This window comes from Stenotrophomonas sp. YJH_SMC_6 (assembly GCF_059371335.1).
In genome coordinates this window covers 65,110-80,358 of the sequence record NZ_JCAFUM010000010.1, presented here as the reverse complement: position 1 = coordinate 80,358, position 15,249 = coordinate 65,110, and the positions used below count along the sequence as shown (strand labels likewise).

15 protein-coding genes are annotated in these 15,249 nt (G+C 67.0%); 7 read left to right on the top strand and 8 right to left on the bottom strand.

Translation table 11 applies throughout. From position 1 onward, the window contains the following. Positions 1-34: 34 nt before the first annotated feature. From mtnC to AC5P9N_RS12730, 3 genes are all read right to left on the bottom strand, one after another. A complete protein-coding gene (gene mtnC, locus AC5P9N_RS12740) occupies positions 35-730 on the bottom strand; it encodes an acireductone synthase (protein WP_099485067.1) in 696 nt (231 codons plus the stop codon). Between the two features lie 3 nt (positions 731-733). Continuing rightward, positions 734-1,291, bottom strand: coding sequence for a 1,2-dihydroxy-3-keto-5-methylthiopentene dioxygenase (locus AC5P9N_RS12735; RefSeq protein WP_099485066.1), 558 nt, complete (start codon positions 1,289-1,291; stop codon positions 734-736). Between the two features lie 92 nt (positions 1,292-1,383). Continuing rightward, positions 1,384-2,025 (bottom strand): methylthioribulose 1-phosphate dehydratase, encoded by a 642-nt coding sequence (locus tag AC5P9N_RS12730; protein ID WP_099485070.1) that lies wholly within the window; start codon positions 2,023-2,025, stop codon positions 1,384-1,386. 252 nt (positions 2,026-2,277) lie between these two features. On the opposite strand from AC5P9N_RS12730, the gene AC5P9N_RS12725 reads away from it, so the two are divergent. Further along, positions 2,278-2,652 carry a hypothetical protein gene (locus tag AC5P9N_RS12725; protein ID WP_164212683.1) on the top strand — a complete coding sequence of 125 codons (375 nt, stop codon included), beginning with the start codon at positions 2,278-2,280 and terminating at the stop codon, positions 2,650-2,652. Between the two features lie 342 nt (positions 2,653-2,994). Beyond that, positions 2,995-3,120 (top strand): hypothetical protein, encoded by a 126-nt coding sequence (locus tag AC5P9N_RS12720; RefSeq protein ID WP_254913578.1) that lies wholly within the window; start codon positions 2,995-2,997, stop codon positions 3,118-3,120. Between the two features lie 264 nt (positions 3,121-3,384). On the opposite strand, the gene AC5P9N_RS12715 is transcribed toward AC5P9N_RS12720, so the two are convergent. Next, complete coding sequence (locus AC5P9N_RS12715) at positions 3,385-4,812, bottom strand: amino acid permease (RefSeq protein WP_060380254.1); 1,428 nt, start codon at positions 4,810-4,812, stop codon at positions 3,385-3,387. Between the two features lie 82 nt (positions 4,813-4,894). Then, entirely contained in the window at positions 4,895-6,370 is a 1,476-nt protein-coding gene (locus AC5P9N_RS12710) for an amino acid permease (protein ID WP_005409456.1), read from the bottom strand. 133 nt (positions 6,371-6,503) lie between these two features. Here AC5P9N_RS12710 and AC5P9N_RS12705 point away from each other — a divergent pair, with 133 nt between their 5' ends. Then, entirely contained in the window at positions 6,504-7,118 is a 615-nt protein-coding gene (locus tag AC5P9N_RS12705) for an NUDIX hydrolase (RefSeq protein WP_012480055.1), read from the top strand. A gap of 79 nt (positions 7,119-7,197) precedes the next feature. Here AC5P9N_RS12705 and serA read toward each other — a convergent pair whose 3' ends face one another. Then, positions 7,198-8,439: a phosphoglycerate dehydrogenase gene (gene serA, locus AC5P9N_RS12700; RefSeq protein ID WP_033833465.1), complete on the bottom strand. Its 1,242-nt coding sequence runs from the start codon at positions 8,437-8,439 to the stop codon at positions 7,198-7,200. A gap of 169 nt (positions 8,440-8,608) precedes the next feature. On the opposite strand from serA, the gene AC5P9N_RS12695 reads away from it, so the two are divergent. The 3 genes from AC5P9N_RS12695 to AC5P9N_RS12685 all read left to right on the top strand — a co-directional run bounded on the left by AC5P9N_RS12695 (position 8,609) and on the right by AC5P9N_RS12685 (position 12,190). Further along, positions 8,609-9,997, top strand: coding sequence for an FAD-binding oxidoreductase (locus AC5P9N_RS12695; RefSeq protein WP_099485064.1), 1,389 nt, complete (start codon positions 8,609-8,611; stop codon positions 9,995-9,997). Between the two features lie 62 nt (positions 9,998-10,059). Next, positions 10,060-10,359 carry a DUF2388 domain-containing protein gene (locus AC5P9N_RS12690; RefSeq protein ID WP_005409460.1) on the top strand — a complete coding sequence of 100 codons (300 nt, stop codon included), beginning with the start codon at positions 10,060-10,062 and terminating at the stop codon, positions 10,357-10,359. 34 nt (positions 10,360-10,393) lie between these two features. Beyond that, complete coding sequence (locus tag AC5P9N_RS12685) at positions 10,394-12,190, top strand: Lnb N-terminal periplasmic domain-containing protein (RefSeq protein WP_062605893.1); 1,797 nt, start codon at positions 10,394-10,396, stop codon at positions 12,188-12,190. On the opposite strand, the gene AC5P9N_RS12680 is transcribed toward AC5P9N_RS12685, so the two are convergent. After that, the gene (locus tag AC5P9N_RS12680) at positions 12,168-13,244 is read right to left on the bottom strand and encodes an ATP-binding protein (protein WP_005409462.1); all 1,077 of its coding nucleotides are present in this window, start codon (positions 13,242-13,244) and stop codon (positions 12,168-12,170) included. The two genes, AC5P9N_RS12685 and AC5P9N_RS12680, sit on opposite strands and share 23 nt — an antisense overlap. Further along, positions 13,244-13,960 (bottom strand): response regulator, encoded by a 717-nt coding sequence (locus tag AC5P9N_RS12675; protein ID WP_005413196.1) that lies wholly within the window; start codon positions 13,958-13,960, stop codon positions 13,244-13,246. Before AC5P9N_RS12675 ends, AC5P9N_RS12680 begins: the two co-directional genes overlap by 1 nt. A gap of 129 nt (positions 13,961-14,089) precedes the next feature. Here AC5P9N_RS12675 and AC5P9N_RS12670 point away from each other — a divergent pair, with 129 nt between their 5' ends. Continuing rightward, complete coding sequence (locus AC5P9N_RS12670) at positions 14,090-15,238, top strand: efflux RND transporter periplasmic adaptor subunit (protein ID WP_099484308.1); 1,149 nt, start codon at positions 14,090-14,092, stop codon at positions 15,236-15,238. The last annotated feature ends 11 nt before the right edge of the window (positions 15,239-15,249 follow it).

The window sequence follows — 15,249 nt, the reverse complement described above, 5'->3', positions numbered from 1 at the left end:
AGGTGCTGACCGTTGGTCCGCACACCTCTCTTCTTTACAGCTGGATCTGCTGGAAGTTCTCGACCCGCTCGTGGCCGTTGGCGGCCTGGCCGATGCGCGGCATCGGGTAGTCATCCAGGCGATCAATCAGGCGGGTCTGCAGGCCGGCTTCGCGGGCGGCGTCCAATTCCTCCACCACATCGGACAGGAACACGATCTCGCCGGCCGGGACGCCGATCGCCTGCACGATGCGGCGGTAGCTGTCGGCCTCGCGCTTGCCGCCGACTTCGGTATCGAACCAGCCCGATACCAGCGGGCTGAGGTCGCCGGCATCGCTGAAACCGAAGAACAGCTTCTGCGCCGGCACCGAGCCGGACGAGTACACGTAGAGCGGCAGGCCCGAGGCATGCCAGCCCTTCAGCATCGGTGCCACTTCCGGGTAGAAATGCGCGGTGTAATCGCCCCGGCGGTAGCCTTCGTCCCAGATCTGGCCCTGCAGCGCCTTCAGCGCGGTGTGCTTGCGGTCCTGGTCGATCCAGCCCTGCAGCGTCTCGGCCACCAAGCTGTCCTGGCAGGCGCCGCCGATCTCGGTGGCCACCGCGTCCAGCCAGCGGCGCACGTCCGGGTCCTGGCCGTGTTCGGCGACGAAGCCGGGCAAGGCCTTGCGGGCATAGGGGAACAGCACGTTCTTGACGAACGAGATGCTGCTGGTGGTGCCTTCGATATCGGTCAGGATGACGCGGGGCTGCATGGATCAGGACGCCTGGGTGGGTACGTAACGGGGGAACTTCTGCGCGATGTCGGTGCCGGTGAAATGACCGACCCAGCCATCCGGCTCGGTGAAGAAGCGGATCGCCACGAAGCTGGGCTCATCGCCCATGTCGAACCAGTGGGTGGTGCCATCGGGCACGGCGATCAGGTCATCCTTCACGCACTCGATCTCGTAGACCTTGTCTTCCACGTGCAGGGTGAACAGGCCGGAGCCGGCGACAAAGAAGCGCACCTCGTCTTCCTTGTGGAAGTGCTCGTCGAGGAACTTCTTGCGCAGCTCGGCGCGGTTCGGGTTGTCCGGGGCGATCGAGGCCACATCCACGCTCTTGAAGCCGTTCTCGGCCACCAGGCGGTCGATGTCGGCGCGGTAGGCGGCGAACACTTCCTCCTGGCTGGCGCCGGGTGCGACCGGTGCAGTGGCCTGCCAGCGTTCGAAGGTGACGCCGATCTTCTGCAGTTCGGCAGCAATGACCGCGCCGTCCTGGGTGTCCAGCAGCGGCGATTCGGGGCGGGTGTCGTCGTAGATGCGCAGTCGGCTCATGGCGGCAGCTTGAACGTCTCGGGGGGAAGACAGGGTAGCAGGGCGGGGGCAGGGCGCAGATTCCGGATCGGCATCTGTACCTGCGCGCGGGTTCAGCCGCGCAGCTTGCGCAGCTCCAGCTCGCAGTGGAACAGGAATTCGAAGGCTTCCAGGTGGCGGCGCGCTTCGGCCATGTCGCGGCCCCAGGCGTACAGGCCATGGCCATCGATCAGGTAGCCCCACAGGTTCTGCCGGTCGAGCAGGTCGTCGACCTGGGCCGAGAGCAGGTCCATGTCCTGGGTGTTGGCGAACACGGGCACGTCCACGGCCATCTCATGGGTGCTGTTGCCGGCGAAGGCCTTCAGCAGCTCGTAGCCTTCCAGGTGCACATGGCCCTGCGGCGCGTACAGGCGCGAGGCAATGGTCTGCACCGGCGAATGGGTGTGCAGTACGCAGCCGATTTCCGGGAAGCGGCGGTACAGCTGGGTGTGCAGCAGGGTTTCGGCGGAGGGGCGCAGCGGGCGGCCGACGGCCTTGCCATCGAAGTCCACCACCATGATGTCGTCCTCGATCAGGCGGCCCTTGTCCTTGCCCGAGACGGTGATCGCGGCGTGGCGGTCGTCCAGGCGGTGGGAGAAGTTGCTGCTGGTGGCCGGGGTCCAGCCGGCCTGGGCCAGTTCGCGGACGTTGTCGATCAGCAGCTGGGCCAGTTCGCCCAGGCGGGCGGTGTCGTAGGGGAAGGTGGTGGTGTCCATGGACGGCATTTTACGTGATCCGGCCCGATGCTGGGCCCGCGCGGCGACCGCCTGCCTGTTGCGTGGGCAACGCGAAGCGGTGTGCTGGCAGGCGGCGCGCAGGGGTTGGATCGAGGCAAGCACAGCGCTGGCTGAATGGGGAGGACAGCGCTCCCGCTGGAAGCGATTCCGGTCGTGGACAGCCCTCTTGCTGCGAAACATCATCGGATTGCCGCAGAGATTCCGGCGAGCGCCAGGGAAAGGAGTACTTCGATGATCGCGCGCGCGATGGGGATGTTGGGGGTGATTGGCATCATGCTTGCCAGCAATGGCTGCACGATGGAATGGGTGAAGATGGATGCGGGTGCCCGGTCATTCGGCCCCGCCCATTCGAGTTGCAAGGCGCAGGCCGACGATCACTGGCCGGTCAGGAATGAAGTGGCCACGCGCACTGTCTACGAAGACCGCAAGGTGCCCTGCAGGCTTGATGAAGTCTGCGCCATTGACGGCAAGTACAACATGGTGCCGATGCCGAAAGATGAGAGTTACATCGTCGACGTCAACGCGTCCGACCGCAGCAGCGAGTTCAATGCCTGCATGGCCGGTGCCGGCTGGCAGCAGCAGCTCATCTGGTTCAATCGCCGCTAGGCGGGGCGGGCGCAGCGGACGACAGCTGCTCGACCGGTTGATGCTCAACGGAGTCCAGGCAACAGTGGCCAGCGGAGAATGACATGGCTCTGCGAACCGTTTAGGCGTTGAGGCTGGAGACGAGCAGGGGGCAGGACAAGAACACGTACGACCTGGACGGAAAGTACGAGCGCGTGCTGCGACCGGAAATCGAGAAGTGATGATGGAGATGGCTACGTGTATGCGAATGGCCGTTGCTGCGGGGCTTGCGCTGTTGACCGGCGGTTGTGCGACCGAATGGGCCCGCTTCAGTGATCATGCTGATCCGCTGGATGAGTCGCGGTGGCGCTGCAGGGCAGAGCGATGCTGATGCCAAAGACCGAGCGCTACACCGTGGACGTCAACGTCAACGGTAACCATGAGTACTTCATGGGTTGCATGGGCGGCGCAGGCTGGATACAGAAGACCATCTGGTTTGGCCGCAGATGATCATCGTCGGGCGCCTTGGTCGCTGGGAATGACCATCATCCACACATGGCGTGGATCTACCGGACGTGCCGGGAAAGTGTCAGGGGCGGGGAGGCATGGGTTCGCGGGGGTGTCCGCGGCATGGATGCCGCGGCCAAGCCTCCAGGGATGGATTCACGGCGTCCCCCGCTAACCCATGCCTCCCCGCGAAACCCTCAACCCAGCTGTTGCTCTGGAAGTTGCTCCGGCTCCGGCGGGTGCAGGGCCGCAGGCCCTGCAATCCCTTTATTTCGCGCGCAGGCGGCTGTGCCGGAACCCGTAGCAGAAATAGATCACGAAACCGACGAACGTCCACACCCCCATCAGCATCCAGTTGTGCATCGTCATCGCCGACAGCAGGGCAAGGCAACTCAGCACGCCCAGGCTGCAGATCAGCCACGCCATCGGCATGCGGAACGGGCGCGGCAGGTCCGGCTGGGTACGGCGCAGGATCAGCACGCCGGCGCAGACTGCGGCGAACGCGATCAGCGTGCCCATCGAGGTCAGCTCGCCCAGGATGTCCAGCGGGAACAGCGCCGCCAGCAGCGCGATGCCGATGCCGGTGATCACGGTGTTGATGTGCGGAGTGCGGTACTTCGGGTGGATCCTGGTGAACACCGGCGGCAGCAGGCCGTCGCGACCCATGATCATGAAGATGCGCGGCTGGCCGATGATCATCACCAGCACCACCGAGGACAGGCCGACCAGCGCGCCGACCTCGACCACCCAGCGCAGCCAGCCCAGCTGCGGATGCGCGGCCACGGCAGTCACCACCGGCTCGTCGGTGCCGAGCAGCTGGAACGGCACCAGGCCGGTCATCACCGCAGCCATCGCGATGTACAGCACGGTGCAGATCACCAGCGACAGCATCATGCCGAACGGCATGTCACGCTGCGGATTCTTCGATTCCTGCGCCGCCACCGACACCGCTTCGAAGCCGATGTAGGCGAAGAACACCATCGCCGCGCCACGCAGTACGCCTTCCATGCCGTACTTGCCAGGCCCTTCGTTGGCGGGAATGAACGGGGTCCAGTTGCTGGTGTCCACATACTTCCAGCCGACCACGATGACCAGCAGGATCAGGCCGGTCTTGAGCACGACCATCGCCATGTTCATCGCCGAGGACTTGCTGATGCCGACGTAGCACAGCCAGGTCAGCAGCAGTACCAGCGCAGCGGCCGGCAGGTTGGCGATCGCGCCGGTGGGGCGCAGCTGTGCATCGAGTGGGGCGCTGACCAGCGCCGCCGGTAGATGGATGTCGAACTGGCTGAGCAGGCTCAGGAAATAGCCGGTCCAGCTGACCGCGACCGCCGAGGCGGAGACGCCGTACTCGAGCACCAGCATCCAGCCGATGAACCAGGCCGAGAGCTCGCCGAAGGTGGCGTAGGTGTAGGTGTAGGCGCTGCCGGAGACCGGCACCATCGAGGCGAATTCGGCATAGGCCAGTGCGCAGAAGGCGCAACAGATGGCGGCCAGTACGAACGACAGCATGATGGCCGGGCCGGCGTGGTTGGCGGCGGCCTGGCCGGTGATGACGAAGATGCCGCCGCCGATCACCGCGCCGATACCGAGGGCAGTCAGGCCCCAGGGGCCGAGGTGGCGGCGCAGGCTCAGGCCGTTGGCCTCTTCATGGGCGGCATGCGGGTGCTTGGTGGCCCACAGTTGCTTGAACATGTGTGGTGGTCTTGTCGAAGCGCGCCACGGGCGGCGCGCGGGGAAAACGGACGGGCCGGCGCGAGGCCGGCCCGTAGGCGGATCAGGGCGACTTGGCAAGCTTGCTGTTGCGGATGCCGTAGCCCAGGTAGATCAGCAGGCCGAGCAGGGTCCAGCCAACGAACAGGTGCCAATGCACCACGAACGCCTGCCAGAACAGGAACAGGCAGGTGGCAGCGCCGAGCGGGCAGATGATCCAGACCATCGGCACGCGGAACGGGCGGTGCAGGTCCGGCTTGGTATAGCGCAGCACCAGCACGCCGACGCAGACGGTGGCGAAGGCCAGCAGGGTGCCCATCGAGACGAGTTCGCCGAGCACGTTCAGCGGCACCAGGCCGGCCAGCGCGGCAGCGATCACGCCGACCACGATGGTGGCGACGTACGGGGTGCGGAAGCGGGCGTGGACCTTGCCGAAGAACTTCGGCAGCAGGCCGTCGCGGGAGATGGTGTAGGCGATGCGGGTCTGGCCCATCATCATCACCAGCACCACCGAGGACAGGCCGGCGATGGCGCCGATTTCCACGAACGTCTTCAGCCAGGACAGGGTCGGGTAGGGCTCCAGCGCGGTGGCCACCGGCTTGTCGGTGCCCAGCAGGTGGTACGGCATCATGCCGGTCAGTACCGCGCAGACGATGATGTAGACGATCGTGCACACCGCCAGCGAGCCGAGCAGGCCGATCGGCATGTTGCGCTGTGGGTCCTTGGTTTCACCGGCGGCGGTGGAGACCGCGTCGAAGCCGATGTAGGCGAAGAACACGATGGTGGCGGCGCGGAAGATGCCGCTCCAGCCGAACTCACCCGGCACGCCGGTGTTTTCCGGGATGAACGGCTGCCAGTTGGCCGGGTCGATATGGGCCGCGCCGATGCCGATGAACAGGCAGATGACGGTGACCTTGATTGCCACGATGATGGCGTTGACGAAGGCCGACTGGGTCACGCCCACGTACAGCAGGCCGGACACCGCCGCCACGATCAGCACCGCCGGCAGGTTGAACAGCTTGCCGGAGGAGACGAACTCGCTGCCGGTCCAGGCGATGGGCGCGGCGCTGAGCAGGTCCGGGAACGGCATGTGCAAGGTGGTGGTGATGAAGCTGATCAGGTACGCCGACCAGCCCACCGCGACCGAGGCCGAGGCGAACAGGTACTCCAGCACCAGGCACCAGCCGATGAACCAGGCCATGCCTTCGCCCAGGGTGGCGTAGGAGTACGAGTAGGCACTGCCGGAGACCGGCATCATCGCCGCGAACTCGGCGTAGCACAGGCCCGCCAGGGCACAGGCGAAACCGGCCAGCACGAACGAAAGCATCACCGCCGGGCCGGCATGGTTGGCCGCGGCCTGGCCGGTCAGCACGAAGATACCAGCGCCGATCACCGCACCCACGCCAAGCAGGATGAGGTGTTTAGCCGTGAGGGTCCGTTTCAGCGTGGCTTCGCCGTCCAGGCTGCCTTCGATGGGTTCGCCGGCATCGACGTGCCCGGCCGGTTCAACCGGCTTGACCCTCAACAGAGCTTTCAGCATGCAGTACTTCCTAGTGATCGGATGGGGTGGGCCGCCGATACGTTGCCGGCAACCCTGGAATGGTGAAGGCCGCGCGAACGGCCCGCTGTACCTTAGCCAAAGCTGAAGCCAACGCACAAGCGCAATCGCAACAATGAACGGCGATAATGAGCAGTATTTTTCCAGACCGCCCCCATTCATGCGCCAGACCGCCGAAACCCTTGCCGTGCTTGACGATCGCCTGCGTGGCCTGCTGCGGGACTATGCCCGCCGTGAGCCTGCCCACGACGCACTGGCTGCCGAATTCGGCACATTGCTGGACGATCCGGAAGATCCGTTCCGCCGCGAGCGCCTGGCCGGCCACTTCACCGCCAGCTGCTGGCTGGTCAGTGCCGATGGCCAGCGCCTGCTGCTGACCCACCACCGCAAGCTGCAACGCTGGCTGCAGCTGGGCGGCCACGCCGACGGCGACCGTGACCTGGCCCAGGTGGCGCTGAAGGAGGCCGAAGAGGAGTCGGGCCTGAGCGGCCTGGTGCTGGAAGACCCGGCGATCTTCGATCTGGACAAGCACTGGATCCCGGAGCGCAAGGACGTGCCGGGGCACTGGCACTACGACGTGCGTTTCGTAATCCGCGCGCTGGGTGGCGAAGCCTTCGTGCTCAGCGAGGAGTCACTTGACCTGGCATGGCGGCCGGTGACCGAAGTCGTGTCCGATCCGGAATCGGACGAGTCCATGCAGCGCATGGCGCGCCGGTGGCTGGCACGTTGAGGTAAAAAGGGGACGGAGGGGATTAAGTCGTTTATAGCGCATGTGCCGCAAACGACTTAATCCCCTCCGTCCCCTTTTTTCAATACAGGATGCGTGTCCGCAGCGTGCCCGGAATCGCGGCCAGCTCGTCGCGCACGGCGGCGGCCTGTTCCTCGCTGGCGGTGATGTCGATCACCACGTAGCCCACCTTCGGGTCGGTGCGCAGGAACTGGCCGTCGATGTTGACGTTGTGGCGCGAGAAGATCTCGTTGACCTTGGACAGCACGCCCGGCACGTTCTGGTGGATGTGCAGCAGGCGCAGGCTGTCTTCGTGTTCGGGCAGGGTCACTTCCGGGAAGTTGACCGCCGACAGGGTGCTGCCGTTGTCGCTGTAGCGCACCAGCTTGGCCGCCACCTCCACGCCGATGTTGTCCTGCGCCTCCAGCGTGCTGCCGCCCACGTGCGGGGTCAGGATCACATTGTCGTGGCGGGTCAGCGGCGATTCGAAGATATCGCCATTGCCCTTCGGCTCGACCGGGAACACGTCCAGCGCGGCGCCACCGACGTGGCCGCTGGCCAGCGCCGCGTCCAGCGCATCGATGTCGACCACGGTGCCGCGCGCGGCGTTGATCAGGTGCGCGCCCTTGCGCATCTTCGCCAGCTCGGTGCTGCCGATCATCCACTGCGTGGCCGGGGTCTCCGGCACATGCAGGGTGACGATGTCGGCGCGGGCCAGCAGGTCGTCCAGGCTGGCCGCAGCACGCGCATTGCCCAGCGCCAGCTTGGTTTCCACGTCGTGGAAGATCACCTGCATGCCCAGCGATTCGGCCAGCACGCCGACCTGGGTGCCGATGTGGCCATAGCCGATGATGCCCAGGGTCTTGCCACGCACCTCATGGCTGCCGCTGGCCGACTTCGACCAGCCGCCGCGATGGCACTCGGCATTCTTCTGCGGAATGCCACGGGTCAGCATGATGGCCTCGGCAATCACCAGCTCGGCCACGCTGCGGGTGTTCGAATAGGGCGCGTTGAACACCGGGATGCCGGCCAGCTCGGCCGCGTCCAGGTCGACCTGGTTGGTGCCGATGCAGAAGCAGCCCACCGCGATCAGGCGCTTGGCCTCGGCCAGCACCTCGGCGCTGAGCTGGGTGCGCGAGCGGATGCCGACGATGTGCGCCTCGGCGATGCGCGCCTTCAGTTCGTCCTCGGGCAGCGCCTTGGTGTGCGCCTCGATCTGGCTGTAGCCGGCGGCGCTGAACACCTCCACGGCGGTCTGGCTGACCCCCTCCAGCAACAGCACGCGGATATCCTGCTTGGGGAACGAGGTCTTCTTCGGCGACATGGGGCGACACGGCCAGTGGGACAGGGGCTGACCACTATGCCAGATCGAAGCGCCCATGGTGCAGTGCGCAATTGGTTGCATCCGTAGCTATCTGCAGCGCGGCAGGGCTGGACGCTGGCGCGTGCCGCTGGCACGCTTGCCCGTTCTTCACGCCCCGCGCTGGACCGTCATGACCGATTCCCGCATTGCCTCGCTGCAGCAGGCCTGTCCCGGCCTGAAGCTGAAGACCGACCCGGCCGACCTGGAGCATTACGGGCGCGACTGGACCCGGCGCTGGACGCCGGCGCCGTTGGCGATCGCACTGCCGGCCACGGTCGAGGAAGTGCAGGCGGTGATGCGCTGGAGTGCGGGCGAGGGCGTGGCCGTGGTGCCGTCCGGCGGCCGTACCGGCCTTTCCGGTGGCGCGGTGGCTGCCAACGGCGAGCTGGTGCTCAGCCTGGAACGGATGAACAAGGCGCTGGCCTACGACGCGGTCGATCGCACCCTGGTGGTGCAGGCCGGCATGCCGCTGGAAGCCGTGCACAACGCCGCGCTGGACCACGGCCTGATCTACCCGGTGGATTTCGCCGCGCGTGGTTCCTGCACGATCGGCGGCAACATCGCCACCAATGCCGGTGGCATCCGCGTGATCCGTTACGGCAACACCCGCGAGTGGATCGCCGGGCTGAAGGTGGTCACCGCCAGTGGCGAGTTGCTGGAGCTCAACAAGGGCCTGATCAAGAACTCCAGCGGCTATGACTTCCGCCAGCTGCTGATCGGTTCGGAAGGCACGCTGGGCGTGATCGTCGAAGCGACGGTGAAGCTGACCGATCCGCCGCCGGCCAGCAACGTGATGCTGCTGGCGCTGCCCAGCTTCGAAGTGCTGATGCAGGTATTCGCCGCGTTCCGCGCACGGCTGCAGCTGCAGGCCTTCGAATTCTTCACTGATCGCGCGCTGGAGCACGTGCTGGCGCATGGTGCGCAGGCACCGTTCGACGAGGTGCACCCGTATTACGTGGTCACCGAGTTCGCCGCCAACGACGAAGCGCAGGAAGCGGCGGCGATGGCGGCCTTCGAGGACTGCATGGGCAACGGCTGGGTCAGCGACGGCGTGATCAGTGCCAGCGATGCCCAGGCCGCCCAGTTGTGGCGCCTGCGCGAAGGCATCACCGAATCGCTGGCGCGCTACAAGCCCTACAAGAACGACGTCTCGGTGCGGATCTCGGCGATGCCGGCGTTCCTGGCCGAGACCCAGGCATTGATCGGGCAGGCCTACCCGCACTTCGATGTGGTGTGGTTCGGTCATATCGGTGACGGCAACCTGCACATCAACGTGCTCAAGCCCGATGACACCAGCGACGCCGATTTCGTGGCGCAGTGCGAGCATGTGACCAAGCTGCTGGCGCAGGTGCTGGCCCGGTTCGATGGCAGCATCTCGGCTGAACACGGCATCGGCCTGGTCAAGAAGGGCTACCTGGACAGCACCCGCGGCCCGGCCGAGATCGCCCTGATGAAGGCGGTCAAACGTGCGTTCGATCCCCAAGCGCGGCTGAATCCCGGCAAGCTGTTCGACCTTTGAGCCGGGCAAATCCTTCACGCACCCGTTACGCTCCACGCATCCTCACAACCGGCTTCGAACCGATGACCCGTCCGCTTCTGCTGCTCGCCCTGCTGTCCCTGCCGCTGGCCGGCTTCGCTTCCAGCTTCGCCGGCACCTCGGCCGGTTCCGCCACCGGTGCATCGTCGGGCTCTTCGGCCAGCAGCTCGGGCGACGACAAGGTGGTGCAGGCCGCACGCGACGATGCCGCCGCGTTCATCGCCAGCGACGGCCAGATCCGTGGCGCCCGCCTGCAGGCCGCGCTGGTCCACCTGCGTGAGCAGAGCGCTGCCGCGCAGCAGCAGAGCGACCTGGAACTGGCCCGCGCGCTGCTGGCGCGTTGATCCCGGGTAGTGCCGGCCGCTGGCTGGCAACGCCATGACATCTGCACGGAACGCAGCCAGGCATGGCCTGGCTCTACTGCTGGCCGTTCCGGCCGCACATGCCAGCAGCGACCTGCGCCTGGATCCGGAAGGGCTGAGCCCTGCACAGCAGCAGGTGGCGATGCAGACCCTGGCCGACGTGCAGTCCCTGCTGCCAGATGGCCTGCTGCGCTCACTGCCAGCACACGTGCAGGTGCGCTGGAGCGACCACCTGCCGGCCGATGTGCACGGTCGCGCTTTCGCCGGCCGCATCGACCTGCGTCGCGAGCTGCTGGATGATGCCGTGCCCGGCGCACGCCGTGCACGACGCAGCGCGCTGGTGCATGAACTGACCCATGTTGCAGACCGTAGCGGCGCGAACTGGTCGCGCAGTGCGCGCTGGCGCGACCTGGCCGGATGGCAGCGCAAGCCCTGGCATCTCGGCCGTGGTGGCAACGACTTCCGTGACCGTAGTCCGGATGCCTATGAACTGAAGGATCCGGCCGAGTACCTGGCAGTGAACGCCGAGCATTTCGTGCTCGACAGCGAGTTTGCCTGCCGGCGCCCGGCGCTGGCGCAGTGGTACCAGGCCCATTTCGGAACCCCGCCATCGCTGCCGCAGTCGCACTGCGCGGCCACGTTGCCATTGCTGCAGGCCGAATCGGAAGAGGGTGCGGCATCGCTGCTGCAGCTCGATCCTTCGCGCGTCTACGCCGTGGACTACCTGTTCGCCGAAGGCAGTGCGCAGCCGATGAGCCGCTGGGGGCACAGCATGCTGCGGCTGGTGATCTGCCGGCCGGGCCGTGCGCCGGGGCCGGACTGCCGCCTGGACCTGGAGCACCACCGCGTGCTGTCGTTCCGCGCATTCGTGGGTGATGTGCAGATTTCCAACTGGCGTGGCCTGACCGGCGGCTATCCCTCGCGGCTGTTCGTGCTGCCGCTGCAGCAGGTGGTGGACGAGTACACCAAGGTGGAACTGCGTGGGTTGCAGTCGCTGCCGTTGCAGTTGTCGCCCGGCGAGATCGCCGGCCTGCTCGAGCGCACTGCACAGGTGCACTGGAGCTACGACGGGCGCTATTACTTCGTCAGCAACAACTGCGCGGTGGAAACCGCAAAGCTGCTGCAGGCGGGCGTGCCGCGCCTGGGGGAGGCCGGGCTGGCCCAGCTGAGTCCGCGCGGGTTGAAGCGTCGGCTGGCGCGATTGCAGGTACTGGATGAGCAGGTGCTGGCTGATCGGGATTCCGCGCAGGCGCAGGGCTACTACTTCGCCTCGGCACGCGACCATTACCAGCAGTTGTTCGATGTGGCGGCTTCGCAGCTGGATCTGCCGGTGCGCGATGTGCGCGCCTGGCTGAAGCTGCCCGCACAGCAGCGTGCGCCCTGGCTGCTGCAGGGTGACCTGCGTGCCAGCGCCGGGCTGCTGCTGCTGGAACAGGCTGCGCAACGCCGCGCCGAACTGCGCGCGCGCGATGTGCTGAAACGGCGCCTGCTGGCGGCACCGGACAGTGCCGAGACGCGCGGCCTGCGCCAGCTGCTGGAGCAGGGTGGGCAATGGCTGCGCCCGGGTACGCTGCTGGTCGACGATGGCTACGGGTTGCCGCTTGCCGATGAGCAGGCGCTGTTGTCCGAGGTCGTGGCCACCGCCAGTGCGCAGGCGGTGCCGGCGTGGCAGGCGCTGCGCGTACAGCTGCGCCAGACGCTGCCGGCGCCGCAGCGCGACGAAATGGATGCGATCGACGCCAATCTGACCACACTCGGCGCGCACCTGCGCGAACAGGCCAGGCTGCCGGCTACTGGCGCGGAAGCTCGATGACGAAGCGGCTGCCGCCGGCGCTGCCGGGCGTGCAGTAGACGCGCCCGCCATGTGCATCGGCGATGGCCTTGACCACCGCCAGGCCCAGCCCGCTGCCGCCGCCCTGGCGCGAGCGCGAGCCGTCGGCGCGCATGAACGGAGTGAAGATGTCGGTGTGAAGTTCCGGGTCGATGCCCGGGCCTTCGTCCTCGATCGCCACCTGCACGTGTCCGGGCGTGTCGTGCACGGCAATCCGCACCTTGCCCGGGCTGGCGTAGCGACGCGCATTCTCCAGCAGTGCCAGCAGGGCCTGGCGCAAGCGTGTCGGGTCACAGTGCGCGTTGTGTTCCTCGCGGCTGGTTTCCAGCTCCAGCACGAAGCCGGCGGCGCGGAACTGCGGGTCGACCAGGGTCATCACCGAATGCACTTCGGCCACCACGTCGGTGCGCGCGCGGCGTACGTCCAACCGCGCGTTGTCGGACAGGCTCAACACGCGCAGATCCTCGATCAGGCGTGAGAGGCCTTCGACCTGTGCCAGCAGGCTGCGGAACTGGGATTCGTCTGGCTGGAACACGCCCTCGGCCAGCCCCTGCAGGCGACCACGCAGGATCGTCACCGGAGTCCGCAGTTCATGGGCAATGGCCGCATGCCACATCGCGCGCTCGCTCTCCATGTGCTGCAGGCGGCGCGCCATCGCATTGAAATCCTCGACCAGGGTGGCCACTTCGCCGGGCGAGTTTTCCTGGGCGCTGGCGCGCGCACCGAGGTCGCCGCCGGCAAGCGCGCGCACGCTGTCAACCAGCGAATTCAAGGGCGACAGGATGCGGTGGGCAAGGCGGAACGAGGCGGCGATGGCCAGTGCCAGGCCGGTCAGGATCACCCCGACCATCCATGCCAGCTCCGGCCCGGTCGGCAGCCAGCTTTCCGGCTCTTCGGCACTGCCGGGGAAGAACTCGACCAGCACCGCGTACAGCAGCCACGACGACAGGATCATCATCACGATGACGCCGATCACCATCAGCGACATCGAGACGATGATGTGGCGGCTGAGCCCGGAGCGGCGCAGGCGGGCCATCAGCGGTCGGCCATCAACCGGTAGCCGACACCGCGCACGCTGGCCGGAACATTGACCATGCCCACTTCATCCAGCTTGCGGCGCAGCTTGCTGACATGGCTGTCGACCGTGCGCTCCAGCGCCTCGCTTTCCGGCAGGCATTCGTGCATCAGTTCGCTGCGGCTGAAGATGCGGGTCGGCGCCAGCGCCATGCAGTGCAGCAGCTTGAACTCGGTGAGGGTGAGCAGCACTTCGTGGCTGTAGCCGTCGCCTTCCACATGCACGGCATGGGTGGCCGAGTCGATCAGCAACGGGCCCGCGCGCAGTGCGGTCGGTGCGTCCACGCGCGAGCCACGCAGCGTACGCCGCAGCACGGCGCGCACGCGCGCTGCCACTTCGGCTGGATTGAACGGCTTGACCACGTAGTCGTCGGCGCCCATGCGCAGCGCAGTCAGCTTGTCCAGGTCCTGGTCCAGCGCGGTCAGCATGATCACCGGCGTTTCGCCGCGCTGGCGTAGCTGGGTCAGTACGCTCCAGCCATCCAGCCGCGGCAGTTGTACGTCGAGCAGGACCAGGTCGGGGCGGGCGCTGCGGTGCAGGTCCAGTGCACTGTGGCCATCGGCGGCACGCAGGGTGCGTAGTCCTTCGCGTTCCAGGTAGGCGGTAAGAATATCGGCGATCTCGGCCTCATCCTCGACGATCAGGACGAGGGCGGCGAGGGCAGGGGAGGCATGCATGCAGGGGCGGGGCCTTAAGGTGCTTGCCTCCATCGTATCTCCACAGTTCCTCCATCGAAACCCCATCATCGCCCCGCAGACTGCACGCTTCAGAACCTATCAGCCGCCCGCGCGGCATTGTGCACAGCAATGAGAACCTTCAGGACTCCGGTCGCGTTGATCGCGGCCCTCGCCCTGGCCATGACGGCCTGCTCCGCCCCCGAAGCCACGCCCGAAGCGGCACCGCGCGTCAGCGTGGTCACGGTCGGCCCGCAGGTCGTGCAGCGCGATGACGAACTGCCTGGCCGCGTGGCCGCCGTACGCACCGCACAGATCCGTGCCCAGGTGGGCGGCATCGTGCAGCGCCGGCTGTTTGAGCAGGGTGCGGAAGTGCGCGCCGGCCAGGCCCTGTTCCAGATCGATCCGGCGGCGTTCCGTGCCGATGTCGACTCGGCACTGGCCGCGCTGCAGCGCAGTGAGGCCGCCCTGGGCCGCAGCCGCGTGCAGTCGCAGCGCCTGCATGCGCTGGCGGCCGCGCAGGCGGTCAGCCAGCAGCACCGCGACGATGCCAGTGCCGAGTACGAACAGGCCCGTGCCGCGGTGAACGAGGCGCGCGCGATCCTGGCCCGCCGCCAGCTCGATCTGCGCTATGCCACGGTCAGCGCGCCGATTGCCGGCCGCATCGACCAGGCGCTGGTGACCGAAGGTGCACTGGTCGGCGTGGCCGATGCCGAGCCGATGGCGGTGGTGCAGCAGATCGACCAGGTCTACGTCGATGTGCGCCAGCCGGCCGCGCAGCTGGAGTCGCTGCAGCGCAGCGCTGCCGGCGGCGGCGAGCTGCCGGTAACGATCATCGGTGCGGCCGGCAAGCCGCTGTCCGAGCGTGGCCAGATGCTGTTCTCCGGTATCAATGTCGATGCGCGCACCGGTGATGTGATCCTGCGCATCCTGGTCGACAACCCGCAGCGCCAGCTGCTGCCCGGCATGTACGTGCGCGCGAAGGTGCCGCGGGGTGCGCCGGCCAGCGCACTGACCGTGCCACAGCAGGCCGTGCTGCGCAGTGCCGGTGGCCAGGCCTATGCCTGGGTGATCGGTGGCGATGGCAAGGCGGTGATCCGCACGCTGGAAGTGGACGGTAGTGTCGATCGCCAATGGCTGGTGCGCACCGGCCTGAAGGCGGGCGAAAAGGTGGTGGTCGAAGGCCAGGAGCGCCTGCAGGAGGGCGTGGTGGTCGATGCGCGCGACTGGCAGATGCCGGTCGCCAGCGCCGGCGCGGTGCAGGCCGGCAGCAAGGGCTGAGCCTCTACCGG

Excerpts from the sequence above, each read along its gene's own strand:
- mtnC (WP_099485067.1), bottom strand. The coding sequence starts at position 730 with ATGCAGCCCCGCGTCATCCTGACCGATATCGAAGGCACCACCAGCAGC.
- AC5P9N_RS12735 (WP_099485066.1), bottom strand. The coding sequence starts at position 1,291 with ATGAGCCGACTGCGCATCTACGACGACACCCGCCCCGAATCGCCGCTG.
- AC5P9N_RS12730 (WP_099485070.1), bottom strand. The coding sequence starts at position 2,025 with ATGGACACCACCACCTTCCCCTACGACACCGCCCGCCTGGGCGAACTG.
- AC5P9N_RS12725 (WP_164212683.1), top strand. The coding sequence starts at position 2,278 with ATGATCGCGCGCGCGATGGGGATGTTGGGGGTGATTGGCATCATGCTT.
- AC5P9N_RS12720 (WP_254913578.1), top strand. The coding sequence starts at position 2,995 with ATGCTGATGCCAAAGACCGAGCGCTACACCGTGGACGTCAACGTCAAC.
- AC5P9N_RS12715 (WP_060380254.1), bottom strand. The coding sequence starts at position 4,812 with ATGTTCAAGCAACTGTGGGCCACCAAGCACCCGCATGCCGCCCATGAA.
- AC5P9N_RS12710 (WP_005409456.1), bottom strand. The coding sequence starts at position 6,370 with ATGCTGAAAGCTCTGTTGAGGGTCAAGCCGGTTGAACCGGCCGGGCAC.
- AC5P9N_RS12705 (WP_012480055.1), top strand. The coding sequence starts at position 6,504 with ATGAACGGCGATAATGAGCAGTATTTTTCCAGACCGCCCCCATTCATG.
- serA (WP_033833465.1), bottom strand. The coding sequence starts at position 8,439 with ATGTCGCCGAAGAAGACCTCGTTCCCCAAGCAGGATATCCGCGTGCTG.
- AC5P9N_RS12695 (WP_099485064.1), top strand. The coding sequence starts at position 8,609 with ATGACCGATTCCCGCATTGCCTCGCTGCAGCAGGCCTGTCCCGGCCTG.
- AC5P9N_RS12690 (WP_005409460.1), top strand. The coding sequence starts at position 10,060 with ATGACCCGTCCGCTTCTGCTGCTCGCCCTGCTGTCCCTGCCGCTGGCC.
- AC5P9N_RS12685 (WP_062605893.1), top strand. The coding sequence starts at position 10,394 with ATGACATCTGCACGGAACGCAGCCAGGCATGGCCTGGCTCTACTGCTG.
- AC5P9N_RS12680 (WP_005409462.1), bottom strand. The coding sequence starts at position 13,244 with ATGGCCCGCCTGCGCCGCTCCGGGCTCAGCCGCCACATCATCGTCTCG.
- AC5P9N_RS12675 (WP_005413196.1), bottom strand. The coding sequence starts at position 13,960 with ATGCATGCCTCCCCTGCCCTCGCCGCCCTCGTCCTGATCGTCGAGGAT.
- AC5P9N_RS12670 (WP_099484308.1), top strand. The coding sequence starts at position 14,090 with ATGAGAACCTTCAGGACTCCGGTCGCGTTGATCGCGGCCCTCGCCCTG.